We start from the raw sequence: 14,478 nt of genomic DNA on the forward strand, positions 1-14,478 counted from the left end.
CATAAGGATGCCACCCGATGACGCCATCACCCCTCCCGTTCGACGAACCTCAGGCTCTTGCCCATTTGTCCGCCATTGATGTGCACTGGGCGCGCTTGATAGACGGCGTCGGTCATATCCGCTTTGAAAGCCGACCGGCAAGGGAACCTTACGAGGCGCTAATCCGGGCGGTCTCCAGCCAGCAACTCAGTAACCGTGCCGCCGCCGCGATCATCGGCAAGCTACAGCAACGTTTTGATGTGGGAGACGGCGGTTTTCCCTCCGCTGAACAACTGGTGGCATGCGAACCCGAGGTGTTACGCCAGTGCGGTTTTTCCGCCCGTAAAATCGACACGGTAAAAGGCATTGCGCAGGGCGTACTGAGCGGATTGGTACCCGCCAGAACGGCAGCCGAACATCTGGATGACGACACGCTGATCGAGCGCCTTTGCACTTTGAAAGGCATCGGCCGCTGGACAGTAGAAATGCTGTTGATCTCCACACTGGAGCGGATGGATATCATGCCGGTGGACGATCTCGGCATCAAACAGGGGTTTCGTTACCTGTATCGCCTGCCACAAGACCCCACGCGCAAAGCGATGCTGGAGATGAGCGAGCCTTGTCGCCCCTATCGCACACTGGCAGCCTGGTATCTGTGGCGTATTCCTCACATGCCGGATTACGCCGAATACCGGGCGTCACTGCGTCAATCGACCGACGAATGAAAACAAGCACGAGGCAGGAGTGTGAGGCAAGCCCTCACTCTCCTGCCTCGGGTGCTGACTGGCGTCCCTGTACCGCTGGGGTTAGCAGACGCTCACGCAGCAGGTCGTACAGCCAGTTGTAGGCCATGGTGTACGGCAGGAAAAACAGGAAGAAGCCGATCTCCACCATCAGTGCCTGCCACAACGTAATATTCAGCATCCAGGCAGCCAGCGGCAAACCAAACAGGATAAAACCACCTTCAAAGCCCAGCGCGTGCCCTGCGCGCACCCATACGCCACGCCTCACGCGGCTGACCGGCCACAGGCGATCAAACACGCTGTTGTACACCACGTTCCAGACCATTGCCACGCTGGATAGCATGATGGAGAGCACCCCGACCTGTAGGATGGAGCGCTCCAGTACCCATGCCCCTATCGGCGCGCAAATCAATAACGCCATCACTTCAAAACCCACGGCATGCACTATCCGTTCACGCCAGGATTTTGACGGATGATGTCCTGTTTGCTGAATATTCTGTTGCATAAATTCCCCCTACTGATCGCGCGGTGGCGCTGACGGATTGCTATTTTCATCGAAATAACCAATAGTGATAAATTAGAATCCATCTAAAAAATCGATAGAGGCAGCAATGCGTTATTCTCCTGAATCATTGCTGGCGTTCGTCGCTACCGTGAATACCGGTTCGTTTTCCGCCGCGGCACGCCACCTGCAAAAAAGCCAGTCCACCGTCAGTACGGCGGTGGCGAATCTGGAAGCCGACCTGGGATTGCAGCTGTTCGACAGACGTGGTCATCAGCCAGTGCTGACGGATGAAGGACGTAAGGTGCTCAGTCATGTGAAAGCGATTCTGGCCGCCAGCGAAGCGCTGGATGAACTGTCAATCCGGCTGGCAGATAAAGTCGAGCCACGGCTCACCTTCGTGTTATCGGACACCTGGCAGTGCCGTTACTATCACCCGATACTGCAACGCTTCGCCGTGCGGTTTCCCGACGTGGAATTCGAATGCCTGATTGCGGAAGACGAAGACGTGGTGGATCTGCTGCAATCTCAGCGCGCCCATGTTGGCGTGTTACAGGCGCAGGCACATTATCCTATCGACATTGCGGTATCCCGGTTGCAGGTGAAAACCGAAATGGCGGTGTATGTCGCCCGCACGCATCCGCTGGCGCAGCAGACCCAGGTAACGCAGGAACAACTCGCTACGGTGCGTCAGTTATGTTTGCATACATATAGCCAGCGAGAGCGCCCACAAACGGAAAGCGCCAGTTGGTCAACGCCGTCGTACCTGATGCTGTTGGAGATGGCGCAACAAGGATTTGGCTGGAGCACCCTGCCGCGCTGGCTGGTCAAGGAATACGCGCAGAATCAGTTGGTGGAACTATCGCTGCCAGGCTGGCCGCGGCAGATTGAAGTGGATATCGCCTGGTCCCGCCCCTCGCCCCCCGGTCCGGCGGGATTATGGCTCATCGATACCTTGCTCGAACAGCGCGAATAATAAAATCAAGGTACTGGCAAGGTGATGTGTACCCTTATTTATTCAATGGGTATTCATCACCCCGGCACATCGCACTTAATTAATTTAAATAAATGACTTAATATGACATCCGTAACGTCACGATTATCAATATCAACATTCTGTTTCTGTCTGCGATATATTTTCGACGAAAACATGACGAAGATAAAAATAATGTGACTTGTCAGCGTGGTACTCCCCGCCATAAAGCCATAGTATGTGAGGTGGTATCCCTCAATAGGCGCACAACTGGCGCAAGTTAAGGAATATCAACCACGTTTATTGCTTTTGTCGTCGTGCCAAAGACGACGGACACAACAATAAGACCGGCACAAAAGCCTTAGGCGGAAATAAGACCCGATAAATCACTCAATTATGCGGCTGCAAGTGAGAAGAAAATGTCGAATAAACCGTTTTATTACCAAGATCCGTTTCCATTAGCGAAAGATAAAACCGAATACCGTTTGATCAGCAGCGACTTTGTTTCCGTTAGCCAGTTTGAAGGCCAGGATATTCTTAAAGTTGACCCGCAGGGGCTGACCTTGCTGGCACAGCAGGCATTCCACGACGCCTCTTTCCTGCTGCGTCCTTCCCACCAGCAGCAGGTCGCCGATATTCTGCACGACCCGGAGGCCAGCGAAAACGACCGTTATGTCGCCTTGCAGTTCCTGCGTAACTCCGAAATCGCCGCCAAAGGCATCCTGCCGACCTGTCAGGATACCGGTACTGCTATTATCGTCGGCAAAAAAGGCCAGCGTGTGTGGACCAACGGCAACGACGCTGAAGCACTGTCGCGCGGGGTATACAACACCTTTATCGAAGACAACCTGCGCTACTCCCAGAATGCGGCGCTGGATATGTACAAAGAGGTCAACACCGGCACCAACCTGCCAGCACAGATAGACCTCTACAGCACGGAAGGTGATGAGTATAAATTCCTGTTCGTCACCAAAGGCGGCGGTTCCGCCAACAAAACCTATCTGTATCAGGAAACCAAAGCGCTGCTGGCACCGGGTAAACTGAAAAACTATCTGGTGGAAAAAATGCGTACGCTGGGTACCGCGGCTTGCCCGCCGTACCACATTGCCTTTGTCATCGGCGGCACCTCTGCGGAAACCAACCTGAAAACCGTGAAACTGGCCTCCACCCGCTACTACGATGAATTACCGACCGAGGGTAACGAACACGGTCAGGCGTTCCGCGATGTAGCACTGGAGCAGGAACTGCTGGAAGAAGCCCGTAATCTGGGGCTCGGTGCCCAGTTCGGCGGCAAATACTTCGCGCACGATGTGCGGGTGATCCGTCTGCCGCGTCACGGTGCATCCTGCCCGGTGGGGATGGGCGTGTCCTGCTCGGCGGACCGTAACATCAAAGCCAAAATCAACCGTCAGGGTATCTGGCTGGAACAGCTGGAAACCAACCCCGGTAAATACATTCCGGAACACCTGCGTCAGGCTGGCGAAGGTGAAGTGGTGCGTATCGATCTGAACCGCCCGATGGCAGATATCCTCAAAACGCTGTCGCAATACCCGGTTTCCACTCGCCTGTCGCTGAACGGCACCATCATCGTGGCGCGCGACATTGCGCACGCCAAGCTGAAGGAACTGCTGGACAACGGCGGTGAACTGCCGCAATACGTGAAAGATCACCCGATCTACTACGCAGGCCCGGCCAAGACGCCAGAAGGCTACGCGTCTGGTTCACTCGGCCCGACGACCGCTGGCCGTATGGACTCTTACGTTGATTTGCTGCAATCCCACGGCGGCAGCATGATCATGCTGGCCAAAGGCAACCGCAGCCAGCAGGTCACCGACGCGTGTCATAAACACGGTGGCTTCTATCTCGGCAGCATCGGTGGCCCGGCCGCGATTCTGGCGCAGAACAGCATCAAGAGTCTGGAGTGTGTGGAATACCCGGAACTGGGTATGGAAGCTATCTGGAAAATCGAAGTGGAAGACTTCCCGGCCTTCATTCTGGTGGATGACAAGGGCAACGACTTCTTCCAGGTGATCCAATCACAGAAATGCACCCGCTGCGGCTAAGGCAGCCGCTCATCAGATATTGAACACAGGGATGGCACACGCCATCCCTGCTTTTATCAGGCGGTTTCACCTGCCCCTTGCTGCATAGTGACAGCCTGTTCAATTTAATGCATTATAAATACAACTTATAGATATCAGGTAAAACAAGGCATAGAATGGCGTCAGAATGCGAATCAGCGAGGCCACTATGCACAAAGCACCACCTATTCACGAAGCACAACACTTGATGTGTTATAAACAGATGCCAATATGGAACAGCAGTACGCTGCCAGCAACGTTCCAGGAAAAACACAACACCAAAGAAGGCACCTGGGCAAAACTGGAAATACTGCAGGGCGAACTGACGTTCGAACTGTTGACGGAACAAGGAGAAGTCACAGAACGCTTGCAGTTTTCACCGCAGCAGCAACCGCCTTATATTGAACCACAACGCTGGCACCGCATTGCCGCGTTTTCCGACAACATGCAATGCCAGCTCAGTTTTTATTGCACGGCGGAAGATTACTACCACAAAAAATATGAGCTGACGCGCACCCACTCGGAAGTTGTCAACGCGATGCGTTATATCCAGCCAGGAAAAGCGCTGGACCTGGGCTGTGGCGGCGGACGTAACGCACTCTACCTGAACCTGAAACGCTTTGAGGTCACAGCCTGCGACAAGAACGCCATGAGCATTGATAAGCTCAACCAGATAATCGCGGATGAGTCACTCAGCGGGATCGACGCATTTGTCCACGACCTCAATCAGGCTGATATTCGTCATCAGTACGATTTCATCCTGTCGACGGTGGTATTCATGTTTCTGGACCGTTCCTGCGTCCCGGCGATTATCAGCGACATGCAGGAACACACGGTTGCCGGTGGCTATAACCTGATTGTCGCGGCCATGTCCACCGACGACTTCCCCTGCCCACTGCCGTTCTCGTTCACTTTCGGGCACAACGAATTGCACGACTATTATCGTGACTGGGAGAGAGTGAAATACAACGAGGATGTGGGGGAACTGCACAAAACCGACGCCGACGGCAACCGCATCAAGCTGCGCTTTGCCACGCTGCTAGCCCGCAAACCAGCCTGAACCCGGCATCTGAAAGATGCCTGCGCCTGAAAAAGGCTATGCCTGAAAAAACATCTACCTGAAAAAATACATACCTGAAAAACAGGGCCGGAAAACCGGCCCTGTTTTAAAGACGTGATAGTGTCTGGCAACAATCAGCTGGCTTTACGTTCCGCCGCCTGACGGTAAGCCACCAGATCTTCGATAGTCAGCACCGGCATATTGTGCTGTTTTGCGAAGGTGATCACTTCCGGCGCATGCGCCATGGAACCATCGTCATTGGTCAGTTCGCACAGCACGCCGAACGGTTTAAACCCAGCCAGACGCATTAAATCCACCGTGGCTTCAGTATGACCACCACGCGCCAGCACGCCGCCCGGCTGCGCACGCAGCGGAAACACATGGCCTGGGCGATTCAGATCGCTCGCACGGGCATCATCGGCAATCGCGGTACGAATGGTTGTCAGGCGATCGGCGGCAGAGACCCCGGTAGTGACGCCTTCAGCCGCTTCGATAGTCACGGTGAACGCGGTCTGATAATGGCTGGAATTGTTTTCCACCATCATCGGCAGTTCCAGCTTCTGACGGCGTTCTTCAGTAATACACAGGCATACGATACCGCTACCGTGACGAATGGTCAGCGCCATTTGCTCAACGGTCATGGTTTCGGCGGGGAAAATCATATCACCTTCATTTTCCCTGTCTTCATCATCCAACACCATGACGCCACGGCCTTGACGCAACGCATCCAGCGCACGTTCAACGCGTTCGACAGATGTACCGAATTCGGAAAGTAAAGTCTGATTCATGGTAAAAAAACCTCATTGTTAGTATGGATTACCAGAATCAGGGCGAACTTGAGGAGTCGTTTTTGCACTGAGCAAACAGACAAAAACGCAAAAAATAACGCGGGCAGGCGCTAGCCTGTCAGAAACCGTTACTCTCTCCCATCCGGACTATAACCGTCGGCCCCGGAATTACACCGGATCTGCTGACCTCAAACCATGCAGTTTGAGCGCTCGCGGGCTTCCAGTTGACCTTAAGGCCACACACTGGTTTACCGCCGGTGGGGAATTACACCCCGCCCTGAGAATAAGCAGGGTTACTATAGCGCTAACCGAAGGGAGGGGCAATCACTAACCCCGCTTATGGATCGCAAAATTTATCGAATGAAAATGACTTTTTGTTTATACCGTGCGGGTCAGGCATTACACTTGATGTATATCCACCCTTTCGTCAAACAGTTCAGGAAAGTGTCATGATTGACCCGAAGAAATTAGAGCAGATTGCCCGTCAGGTGCAGGAATCCATGCCAAAAGGCATCCGGGAATTTGGCGAAGACATGGAGAAGAAAACCCGTCAGATCTTACAATCGCAGTTAGGCAAACTGGATGTAGTCAGCCGTGAAGAATTCGACTTACAAACCCAGGTATTGCTGCGTACTCGCGAAAAACTGGCGCTGTTGGAACAGCGGATGAGCGAGCTGGAAACGAAAGTCGCAGGCCGCGAAACAACGGAACAACAACCGCCTGCCGACGCTCAGTAACGCGGCGGTCCGCACATGCCAGACGGGGCCTGCGCCCCTGTCTGGTTTTACTCGGTGACCTCGGTGACAATGTCAGCACGTCTTACCGGCAGCACCAGCCATAGCACCGTCAGCATCCCTAGCGCATACAGCGATTTCCAGCCGAGTGTCAGCAGCAACGCCACGCACAGTACGCTCCCGATGCTTGCCATCACACGGGAACGGCCTTGCAACAGCCGCCACCCCGCCAGCATACACAGCAGATAAATCAAAATAAAAATGCCGTTGGCGTAAACGATCAGCTCAGATAACGGCAGTTGCAGCCAGTAAATCAACAGGCAACAGAGCAGGCAGCAGGCCACCACCAGCGATAACGCGTTCACCGGTGCACGCGCTGTGGATAAGCGCGCCAGTCGGCTTCCTTCCGGGGCCTGCGACCACACCAGACGGGCAAAACCCTGGGTATAAATATTCACGCTGGCGAAACAGGCAAGATAGCCGACAATGCAAGCCAGCCACAACGCATGCTCGCCAAACAACCGCACCACTATGCCAGGCAGCGATGCGGTGGCAGCCTGATGGGGACCGTAAGCCCCGAAATGCAAAACGGCGACAGTACATCCCCAATAAACGGCTCCAGCCAGCAACATGCCTATCAGCAGCGCCCGCGGGAAATCACGCTCGGGTGATTTGAATTCCGTTGCCAGATGCGCAAAGGCTTCCAGCCCGACGAAACACCAGAACATCACCGCCAGCGCATCCAGCATCTGTGCGCCGTGAACCTGCGTAAGCGCAGGCCACGGAATCTGAGACGGCGCAATCTGCCCTTTCCACCAGATTGCCGCCACCAACAGCACCACCAGTAAAGCGATCAGCGTCTGGATGGTGGCGCTGGAACCGGCACTGCGTATCCCCAGTAGCCAAATCGCCGCCAGCGTCAGCAATTGCACCAGCAGTAACCCGTCGGCACTCAACCCAAAGGCCGCCTGCCAGAACCCGGCCGCAATCTGCATCGCTGCTGGCAACCCCACCGGGATCACTGACAGGAATAACCATCCGGTCACACGCGCCAGTCGCGGCCCAAACGCCAGCTTCACAAAATGCGCCGCCCCACCCGCATTCGGGAAGTGCCTTCCCAGCGAGGCAAAGGCTATCGCAATCGGAAATACCAGAGCAATCAGTAGCGGCCAGGCCCACAAGCTATCGCCTTGCGACTGCTCAGCCACCAGAGCAGGCACAGCAAACACGCCGGTTCCTAACAGCGAGGTCGATAACAACCCAATCCCCTGAACCAGTCCCAACTCCTGTTTTAACGTATTATTGCCGCTCACTGTCTGCACCTTATTGCCAACCGGTAGGCTCACCGGCCGACACTGCCATACGAAACGCGCTCGCTACAGAAACGACGCGATGGAGATAGCACGGAAAAACCGCGCGATGAACGTAATTACCCGATGAAAGTTATACCTGATGAAAGTCATACCCGATGGACGTAACACGCGATAAAAGCAAGAAGCCCCCGTAAACGGAGGCTTCTGATAAGCGCGGATATCACAACACACGGCCATTATTCACTCTGAGCACTGTTCGCTTTGAGCACATCACGGATACGGGCTTTATAGGCTTCCACTTTCTGCGGTGTCATCAGACGACGTTCGTCATCCAGCACCACGCCACCCACATCGTCAGCGATACGCTGAGCGGACTGCAGCATCAGCTTGAAGTTCTGACTGGCATCGCCATAAGACGGCACCATCATGAAAATCGATACGCCCGGCGTGGTAAATTCAGACATCGCGTCCACATTGAACGAACCGGGTTTGACCATGTTAGCCAGGCTGAATAACACCGGCCCACTGCCAGCCGGGTTGACATGACGATGGAAGATGTTCATTTCGCCAAACTGGAAACCTGCCTGCAACACGCTTTGCAACAGCACCTCACCTCCAATCACACCGCCCTGATGAGCCGCTACGTGCAAAACCAGCACCACTTCTTGTTGCGGCATCGGCTGTGAAGCCACCGGCGCTTCAGGCACCGGTTCAGCATGAGGGTGATGGTTCACGTCAGCTACCGGCTCTTCCGCTCTCTGCTCCGCAACGCGTTGCACCGGTTCTGTCGGCTGGGGTTGGGAGGCTGGCGGCTGATAGCGAGGCTGCGGTTCAGCATACGGGGCAGCAGGCTGATGCGACGACGCTGGCAGCTCCACTTCATCCAGCAGCGGATCGTAGACGGTCGGCTCCTGGCGGAAGGTCGTCTCAAAACGATCACCCGAAGCGTTGCCAGACGGCGTATTTTGCTGACGGCGAGAGGACGTTACCCGCACTTCACCCACCCCGTCGTCAAGCTCCTCCAACGGGGCATCATCACGCTTTGGCTTCAGGCGCTTTACCGGACGATCACGGAAAAGGGACGAGCGCTCCTTACGGCTTGTCCAAAGACCATGCAGTAACAGTGCTATAATTGCGATCGCGCCAACGACAATCAAGATCAGACGCAGGTCCTGCATCATTGCTATCCCAGTTATTCCAATACATTGCCACTACGGCAAATACACATACCTCTAACTGTATTTGCCTGTGTACTCAAGTGCAAGTCTGTACACTAGTTTATGATAATAAAGATCGACTGCGGGCATTTTTTTGCCGTTTTTTCAGGCAAATCGCAACTAGCCAGCCGAAATTCATCCCGATATGATGCCGTAACCTGCCTACCATAAGGTGAGAACCACCCCATGTCCTACACGCAACACCTTGATCCCAAACACAGCGGCCTGCATTATTTTCTGAAAGGCTGGCAACTGCTTTCTCTGCCCGGTATCCGTCGTTTTGTCATTCTTCCCATGCTGGTGAATATCCTGCTGATGGGTGGTGCTTTTTGGTGGCTGTTTCGCCAGCTTGGCACCTGGATCCCGCAGCTAATGACCCATGTGCCAGAGTGGCTACAGTGGCTCAGCTACCTGCTCTGGCCGCTGGTGACACTTTCCGTCTTGCTGGTTTTCAGCTATTTCTTTAGCACCCTGACCAACCTGATCGCCGCGCCGTTCAACGGCCTGCTGGCGGAGCAACTGGAAGCCCGGCTGACCGGCCAGCCGCTACCCTCCAGCGGAATGCTCGATATTGCCAAAGACGTGCCCCGCATCATGCGACGCGAACTGCAAAAACTGGCCTATTATTTACCCCGTCTGCTGGTGTTACTGCTGCTGTATTTCGTACCCGGCATCGGTCAGACCGTCGTTCCTGTGCTGTGGTTTTTGTTTGGTGCCTGGATGCTGGCAATCCAATATTGCGATTATCCGTTCGATAACCACAAAGTCGGTTTTGCCACCATGCGAAAGGCGTTGCGGCAAAACAAGCTGGCAAATCTGCAATTCGGCGCGCTGGTCAGCCTGTTTACGATGGTGCCAGTGCTAAACTTGTTGATCATGCCGGTTGCTGTCTGCGGCGCGACCGCCTTGTGGGTCGATCGTTACCGCCACCTGTCCAGCACATTGCCTCGGCACTGATACCGACACAGAGAGCCAGTGACGCTACCCTGTTCTATAACTGGATATTAATGAAAACATATTTCCTCAGAACATATCGATATAGCGATTCTTTACTTCACTGGCTTTCCCGAACGAGTATTCTCTCTGAGGTTCGCAAAAATTTCATACAGCTATTAAGGACGGGCTATGAGTAAGATCTACGAAGACAATTCTTTCACTATCGGCCATACGCCGCTGGTTCGTCTGAATCGCATTGGTAATGGGCGTATTCTGGCTAAGGTGGAGTCACGTAACCCGAGCTTCAGCGTCAAATGCCGTATCGGTGCCAACCTGATTTGGGATGCCGAAAAACGCGGCGTATTGAAGCCTGGCGTCGAACTCGTAGAGCCGACCAGCGGTAACACCGGTATCGCACTGGCGTATGTAGCGGCAGCGCGCGGCTACAAACTGACACTGACCATGCCGGAAACCATGAGTCTGGAGCGCCGTAAGCTGCTCAAAGCGCTGGGTGCCAATCTGGTGCTGACCGAAGGTGCCAAAGGCATGAAAGGCGCTATCGCCAAAGCCGAAGAGATTGTGGCCAGCGACCCGGAGCATTACCTGCTGCTGCAGCAGTTCAGCAACCCGGCCAATCCGGAAATTCATGAGAAAACCACTGGCCCGGAAATCTGGGAAGACACCGACGGCGAAGTCGACGTGTTCATTGCTGGTGTAGGTACAGGTGGTACGCTGACGGGCGTCAGCCGCTATATCAAGCAAACCAAAGGCAAAGCGATCATTTCGGTGGCCGTCGAACCGGCAGACTCCCCAGTTATCACCCAGGCGCTGGCCGGCGAAGAAATCAAACCCGGCCCGCACAAGATTCAGGGGATCGGTGCCGGTTTCATTCCTGCCAACCTGGACCTGAAACTGGTCGACCGCGTTGAACGCATTACCAACGAAGAGGCTATCACCACGGCCCGTCGTTTGATGGAAGAAGAAGGCATTCTGGCCGGGATTTCCTCCGGTGCGGCGGTGGCTGCGGCACTTAACCTGTTAAAAGAAGAAGAATTCGCCAACAAAACCATCGTGGTGATTCTGCCATCCTCCGGCGAGCGTTACCTCAGCACCGCGTTATTTGCCGATTTGTTCACCGAACAGGAATTGCAGCAGTAATTCCTGCACTCAAAAATGTGATTTAAAAGTTAAAAAAGCACCCTGCGGGGTGCTTTTTTGTGGCAGAGTTCAAACTTTCTGCTACTTGCAGATTGCTTTTCATCGTCAGGTTTAGTATTTAACCGGACAATTATTTTGATGCGTAAAATTAATATCTATCGACGCTCCACATACGGATATCACTCTTGTGACATGAAGCAGCAGGCCCGGATGTTTCATCAACTCAAGAACAAAGGAGCATTACCGATTTGAGCCAGGGGTAAGCGCATTCCGTTTCCCTTTACCGCATCCCGGCCTGCCTTGACCCATTCAGGGCAACCAAACAGGCTAAAGTTCAGTAGATACACTAAACTTTAGTTCCACAACATGAACCTAATCCAACAAGTTGGGGAAAACAGAATGTTCAAGCAAGAAGTAACGATTACCGCACCAAATGGCCTGCATACTCGCCCTGCCGCACAGTTCGTGAAAGAAGCTAAAGGCTTTACCTCCGAAATCAACGTTACCTCTAACGGTAAAAGCGCCAGCGCGAAAAGCCTGTTCAAATTGCAGACTCTGGGTCTGACTCAGGGTACTGTCGTCACGATTTCAGCTGAAGGCGAAGACGAACAGCAAGCCGTTGAACATCTGGTTAAACTGATGGCTGAGCTTGAGTAAACGGCCCGCTCTCTTTAGTGAACATCAGGATCAAGTAAGGTAGGGTTATGATTTCAGGCATATTAGTATCACCGGGTATCGCTTTTGGTAAGGCGCTGCTACTGAAAGATGATGAGATTGTCATCAACCGGAAAAAAATCTCCGCAGACCAGGTCGAGCAGGAAATCGAACTCTTCCTGACTGGTCGCGCCAAAGCGTCACAGCAGTTGGAGGCTATTAAGCAAAAAGCCGCCGAGACGCTGGGGCCAGAGAAAGAAGCCATCTTCGAAGGGCATATCATGCTGTTGGAAGATGAAGAGTTCGAGCAGGAAATCGTTTCCCTGATTAAAGACGAGCATGCGTCTGCGGACGCGGCGGCGTTTTCCGTCATCGAAACCCAGGCGAAAGCGCTGGAAGAACTCGATGACGAATACCTGAAAGAGCGCGCGGCAGACATGCGCGATATCGGCAAGCGCCTGCTGAAAAACATCCTGGGCATGCATATCGTTGATCTGGGCGACATTCAGGACGAGGTTATTCTGATCGCCAAAGATCTGACCCCGTCTGAAACCGCACAGTTGAACCTGAACAAAGTGCTGGGTTTCATTACCGATATCGGCGGCCGTACTTCCCACACCTCGATCATGGCGCGCTCACTGGAGCTGCCTGCCATCGTTGGGACGACCGACGCTACCCAAAAAATCAAGAATGGCGATTTCGTTATTCTCGATGGGGTAAACAACAAGATTTACCTGAATCCTGATCAGGCCACGATTGAGCAGCTTAAAGCCGTTCAGGAGCAGTACAACACCGAGAAATACGAGCTCGCTAAACTCAAAGATCTGCCGGCTATCACGCTGGACGGTCATGAAGTTGAAGTGTGCGCGAACATCGGTACAGTACGCGACATCGCCGGTGCTGAACGTAACGGTGCCGAAGGCGTGGGCCTGTATCGCACCGAGTTCCTGTTTATGGACCGCGATGCCCTGCCGACCGAAGAAGAGCAGTTCCAGGCGTACAAAGCCGTCGCGGAAGCGATGGGCGCTCAGGCGGTTATCGTGCGTACCATGGATATCGGTGGTGACAAAGACCTGCCGTACATGGACCTGCCGAAAGAAGAGAACCCATTCCTCGGCTGGCGTGCGATTCGTATCTGTCTCGATCGCAAAGAAATCCTGCATTCGCAGTTGCGCGCCATTCTGCGTGCCTCCGCGTTTGGTAAATTGCGCATCATGTTCCCGATGATCATTTCGGTAGAAGAAGTGCGTACCCTGAAAGCCGAACTGGAGATGCTCAAAGCTCAGTTGCGTGCTGAAAACAAAGTATTTGATGAAACCATCGAAGTCGGTGTGATGGTGGAAACCCCGGCCGCGGCGGCCATCGCCCATCACCTGGCGAAGGAAGTTGACTTCTTTAGTATTGGGACAAATGACTTAACCCAGTATACTCTGGCGGTAGATCGTGGGAACGAGCTGATTTCTCATCTCTATAACCCGATGTCTCCGGCCGTGTTGACCCTGATTAAGCAGGTAATCGACGCTTCCCATGCCGAAGGCAAGTGGACTGGCATGTGCGGTGAACTAGCAGGTGACGAACGTGCTACACTACTGCTGCTGGGAATGGGTCTGGATGAGTTCAGCATGAGTGCCATCTCGATTCCTCGCATCAAGAAAATTATTCGCAATGCCAACTACGAAGATGCGAAAGCGCTGGCGGAGCAGGCATTAGCCCAGCCGACAGCAGAAGAGTTAAGCAGTCTGGTAAGCCGGTTCATTAAAGAAAAGACGCTTTGCTGATACCGCTGTGCTGACCCAATATTAATGCTTAGGAGAAAATCATGGGTTTGTTCGATAAACTGAAATCTCTGGTTTCTGATGATAAGAAAGAAACCGGCAGCATCGAAATCATTGCCCCGTTATCCGGTGAAATCGTCAATATCGAAGACGTGCCTGATGTTGTCTTCGCTGAGAAGATCGTCGGCGATGGTATCGCTATCAAACCTAGCGGTAACAAGATGGTTGCGCCGGTCGATGGCACCATCGGTAAAATCTTCGAAACCAACCATGCTTTTTCTATTGAATCAGACACAGGTATCGAACTGTTCGTTCACTTCGGTATTGATACCGTTGAACTGAAAGGCGAAGGCTTTAAACGCATCGCCGAAGAAGGACAGCGTGTCAAGAAAGGTGACGTCGTGATCGAGTTTGATCTGCCGTTGCTGGAAGAGAAAGCCAAGTCCACTCTGACACCAGTTGTTATCTCTAACATGGATGAGATTAAAGAACTGACTAAGCTGAGCGGCACCGTGGTTGTGGGGGAAACCCCGGTTATTCGTATCAAGAAATAACCGCACATCCT

At 53.5% G+C, this 14,478-nt stretch carries 14 protein-coding genes and 1 riboswitch; of the genes, 10 read left to right on the forward strand and 4 right to left on the reverse strand.

All coding sequences use genetic code 11. The annotated features are described in order from the left end of the window. The first annotated feature begins 17 nt into the window (after window positions 1-17). Window positions 18-704, forward strand: coding sequence for a DNA-3-methyladenine glycosylase family protein (locus FAZ14_RS08280; RefSeq protein ID WP_016942267.1), 687 nt, complete (start codon window positions 18-20; stop codon window positions 702-704). A 34-nt stretch (window positions 705-738) separates the two neighbouring features. Here the strand turns inward: FAZ14_RS08280 and FAZ14_RS08285 are convergent, their stop codons facing one another. Beyond that, window positions 739-1,227 (reverse strand): multidrug/biocide efflux PACE transporter, encoded by a 489-nt coding sequence (locus FAZ14_RS08285; protein ID WP_153508344.1) that lies wholly within the window; start codon window positions 1,225-1,227, stop codon window positions 739-741. Between the two features lie 106 nt (window positions 1,228-1,333). Between FAZ14_RS08285 and FAZ14_RS08290 the strand changes: the two genes are divergently transcribed. The 3 genes from FAZ14_RS08290 (at window position 1,334) to tehB (ending at window position 5,338) form a co-directional block, all read left to right on the forward strand. Then, window positions 1,334-2,200 (forward strand): LysR family transcriptional regulator, encoded by an 867-nt coding sequence (locus tag FAZ14_RS08290; protein WP_153508345.1) that lies wholly within the window; start codon window positions 1,334-1,336, stop codon window positions 2,198-2,200. 416 nt (window positions 2,201-2,616) lie between these two features. Further along, window positions 2,617-4,260, forward strand: coding sequence for a class I fumarate hydratase FumA (gene fumA / locus FAZ14_RS08295; protein ID WP_038925575.1), 1,644 nt, complete (start codon window positions 2,617-2,619; stop codon window positions 4,258-4,260). A gap of 187 nt (window positions 4,261-4,447) precedes the next feature. Next, window positions 4,448-5,338 (forward strand): SAM-dependent methyltransferase TehB, encoded by an 891-nt coding sequence (gene tehB, locus FAZ14_RS08300; protein ID WP_050567053.1) that lies wholly within the window; start codon window positions 4,448-4,450, stop codon window positions 5,336-5,338. 134 nt (window positions 5,339-5,472) lie between these two features. On the opposite strand, the gene ribB is transcribed toward tehB, so the two are convergent. Beyond that, window positions 5,473-6,126, reverse strand: a complete 654-nt coding sequence (ribB, locus tag FAZ14_RS08305) for a 3,4-dihydroxy-2-butanone-4-phosphate synthase (protein ID WP_016942272.1) — start codon at window positions 6,124-6,126, stop codon at window positions 5,473-5,475. Between the two features lie 126 nt (window positions 6,127-6,252). After that, a riboswitch (FMN riboswitch) is annotated at window positions 6,253-6,415 on the reverse strand. 160 nt (window positions 6,416-6,575) lie between these two features. On the opposite strand from ribB, the gene ubiK reads away from it, so the two are divergent. Further along, window positions 6,576-6,863: a ubiquinone biosynthesis accessory factor UbiK gene (gene ubiK / locus FAZ14_RS08310; protein WP_038925576.1), complete on the forward strand. Its 288-nt coding sequence runs from the start codon at window positions 6,576-6,578 to the stop codon at window positions 6,861-6,863. 47 nt (window positions 6,864-6,910) lie between these two features. Here ubiK and yjeH read toward each other — a convergent pair whose 3' ends face one another. Both yjeH and zipA read right to left on the reverse strand, forming a co-directional pair. Beyond that, entirely contained in the window at window positions 6,911-8,173 is a 1,263-nt protein-coding gene (gene yjeH / locus FAZ14_RS08315) for an L-methionine/branched-chain amino acid transporter (protein WP_020477048.1), read from the reverse strand. Window positions 8,174-8,409: 236 nt separating this feature from the next. Next, entirely contained in the window at window positions 8,410-9,354 is a 945-nt protein-coding gene (gene zipA, locus FAZ14_RS08320) for a cell division protein ZipA (protein ID WP_153508346.1), read from the reverse strand. Window positions 9,355-9,576: 222 nt separating this feature from the next. Between zipA and cysZ the strand changes: the two genes are divergently transcribed. The 5 genes from cysZ to crr all read left to right on the forward strand — a co-directional run bounded on the left by cysZ (window position 9,577) and on the right by crr (window position 14,467). Further along, window positions 9,577-10,347: a sulfate transporter CysZ gene (cysZ, locus tag FAZ14_RS08325; protein WP_038913247.1), complete on the forward strand. Its 771-nt coding sequence runs from the start codon at window positions 9,577-9,579 to the stop codon at window positions 10,345-10,347. 168 nt (window positions 10,348-10,515) lie between these two features. Then, a complete protein-coding gene (gene cysK / locus FAZ14_RS08330; protein ID WP_016942277.1) occupies window positions 10,516-11,484 on the forward strand; it encodes a cysteine synthase A in 969 nt (322 codons plus the stop codon). A 399-nt stretch (window positions 11,485-11,883) separates the two neighbouring features. Then, complete coding sequence (gene ptsH, locus FAZ14_RS08335; protein WP_012883549.1) at window positions 11,884-12,141, forward strand: phosphocarrier protein Hpr; 258 nt, start codon at window positions 11,884-11,886, stop codon at window positions 12,139-12,141. A gap of 47 nt (window positions 12,142-12,188) precedes the next feature. After that, on the forward strand, window positions 12,189-13,916 hold the full coding sequence (ptsI, locus tag FAZ14_RS08340; protein ID WP_016942278.1) for a phosphoenolpyruvate-protein phosphotransferase PtsI: 1,728 nt from the start codon (window positions 12,189-12,191) through the stop codon (window positions 13,914-13,916). 41 nt (window positions 13,917-13,957) lie between these two features. Beyond that, entirely contained in the window at window positions 13,958-14,467 is a 510-nt protein-coding gene (crr, locus tag FAZ14_RS08345) for a PTS glucose transporter subunit IIA (protein WP_012883547.1), read from the forward strand. Window positions 14,468-14,478: the final 11 nt, after the last annotated feature.

The organism is Dickeya oryzae, assembly GCF_009372235.1.
Classification (GTDB): Bacteria; Pseudomonadota; Gammaproteobacteria; order Enterobacterales; family Enterobacteriaceae; genus Dickeya; species Dickeya oryzae.

Bases quoted from the DNA above. Each gene is read 5' to 3' on its own strand.
- ptsH (WP_012883549.1), top strand. From the start codon at position 11,884: ATGTTCAAGCAAGAAGTAACGATTACCGCACCAAATGGCCTGCATACT.
- cysK (WP_016942277.1), top strand. From the start codon at position 10,516: ATGAGTAAGATCTACGAAGACAATTCTTTCACTATCGGCCATACGCCG.
- ptsI (WP_016942278.1), top strand. From the start codon at position 12,189: ATGATTTCAGGCATATTAGTATCACCGGGTATCGCTTTTGGTAAGGCG.
- FAZ14_RS08290 (WP_153508345.1), top strand. From the start codon at position 1,334: ATGCGTTATTCTCCTGAATCATTGCTGGCGTTCGTCGCTACCGTGAAT.
- ubiK (WP_038925576.1), top strand. From the start codon at position 6,576: ATGATTGACCCGAAGAAATTAGAGCAGATTGCCCGTCAGGTGCAGGAA.
- FAZ14_RS08280 (WP_016942267.1), top strand. From the start codon at position 18: ATGACGCCATCACCCCTCCCGTTCGACGAACCTCAGGCTCTTGCCCAT.
- zipA (WP_153508346.1), bottom strand. From the start codon at position 9,354: ATGATGCAGGACCTGCGTCTGATCTTGATTGTCGTTGGCGCGATCGCA.
- FAZ14_RS08285 (WP_153508344.1), bottom strand. From the start codon at position 1,227: ATGCAACAGAATATTCAGCAAACAGGACATCATCCGTCAAAATCCTGG.
- crr (WP_012883547.1), top strand. From the start codon at position 13,958: ATGGGTTTGTTCGATAAACTGAAATCTCTGGTTTCTGATGATAAGAAA.
- tehB (WP_050567053.1), top strand. From the start codon at position 4,448: ATGCACAAAGCACCACCTATTCACGAAGCACAACACTTGATGTGTTAT.
- cysZ (WP_038913247.1), top strand. From the start codon at position 9,577: ATGTCCTACACGCAACACCTTGATCCCAAACACAGCGGCCTGCATTAT.
- ribB (WP_016942272.1), bottom strand. From the start codon at position 6,126: ATGAATCAGACTTTACTTTCCGAATTCGGTACATCTGTCGAACGCGTT.
- fumA (WP_038925575.1), top strand. From the start codon at position 2,617: ATGTCGAATAAACCGTTTTATTACCAAGATCCGTTTCCATTAGCGAAA.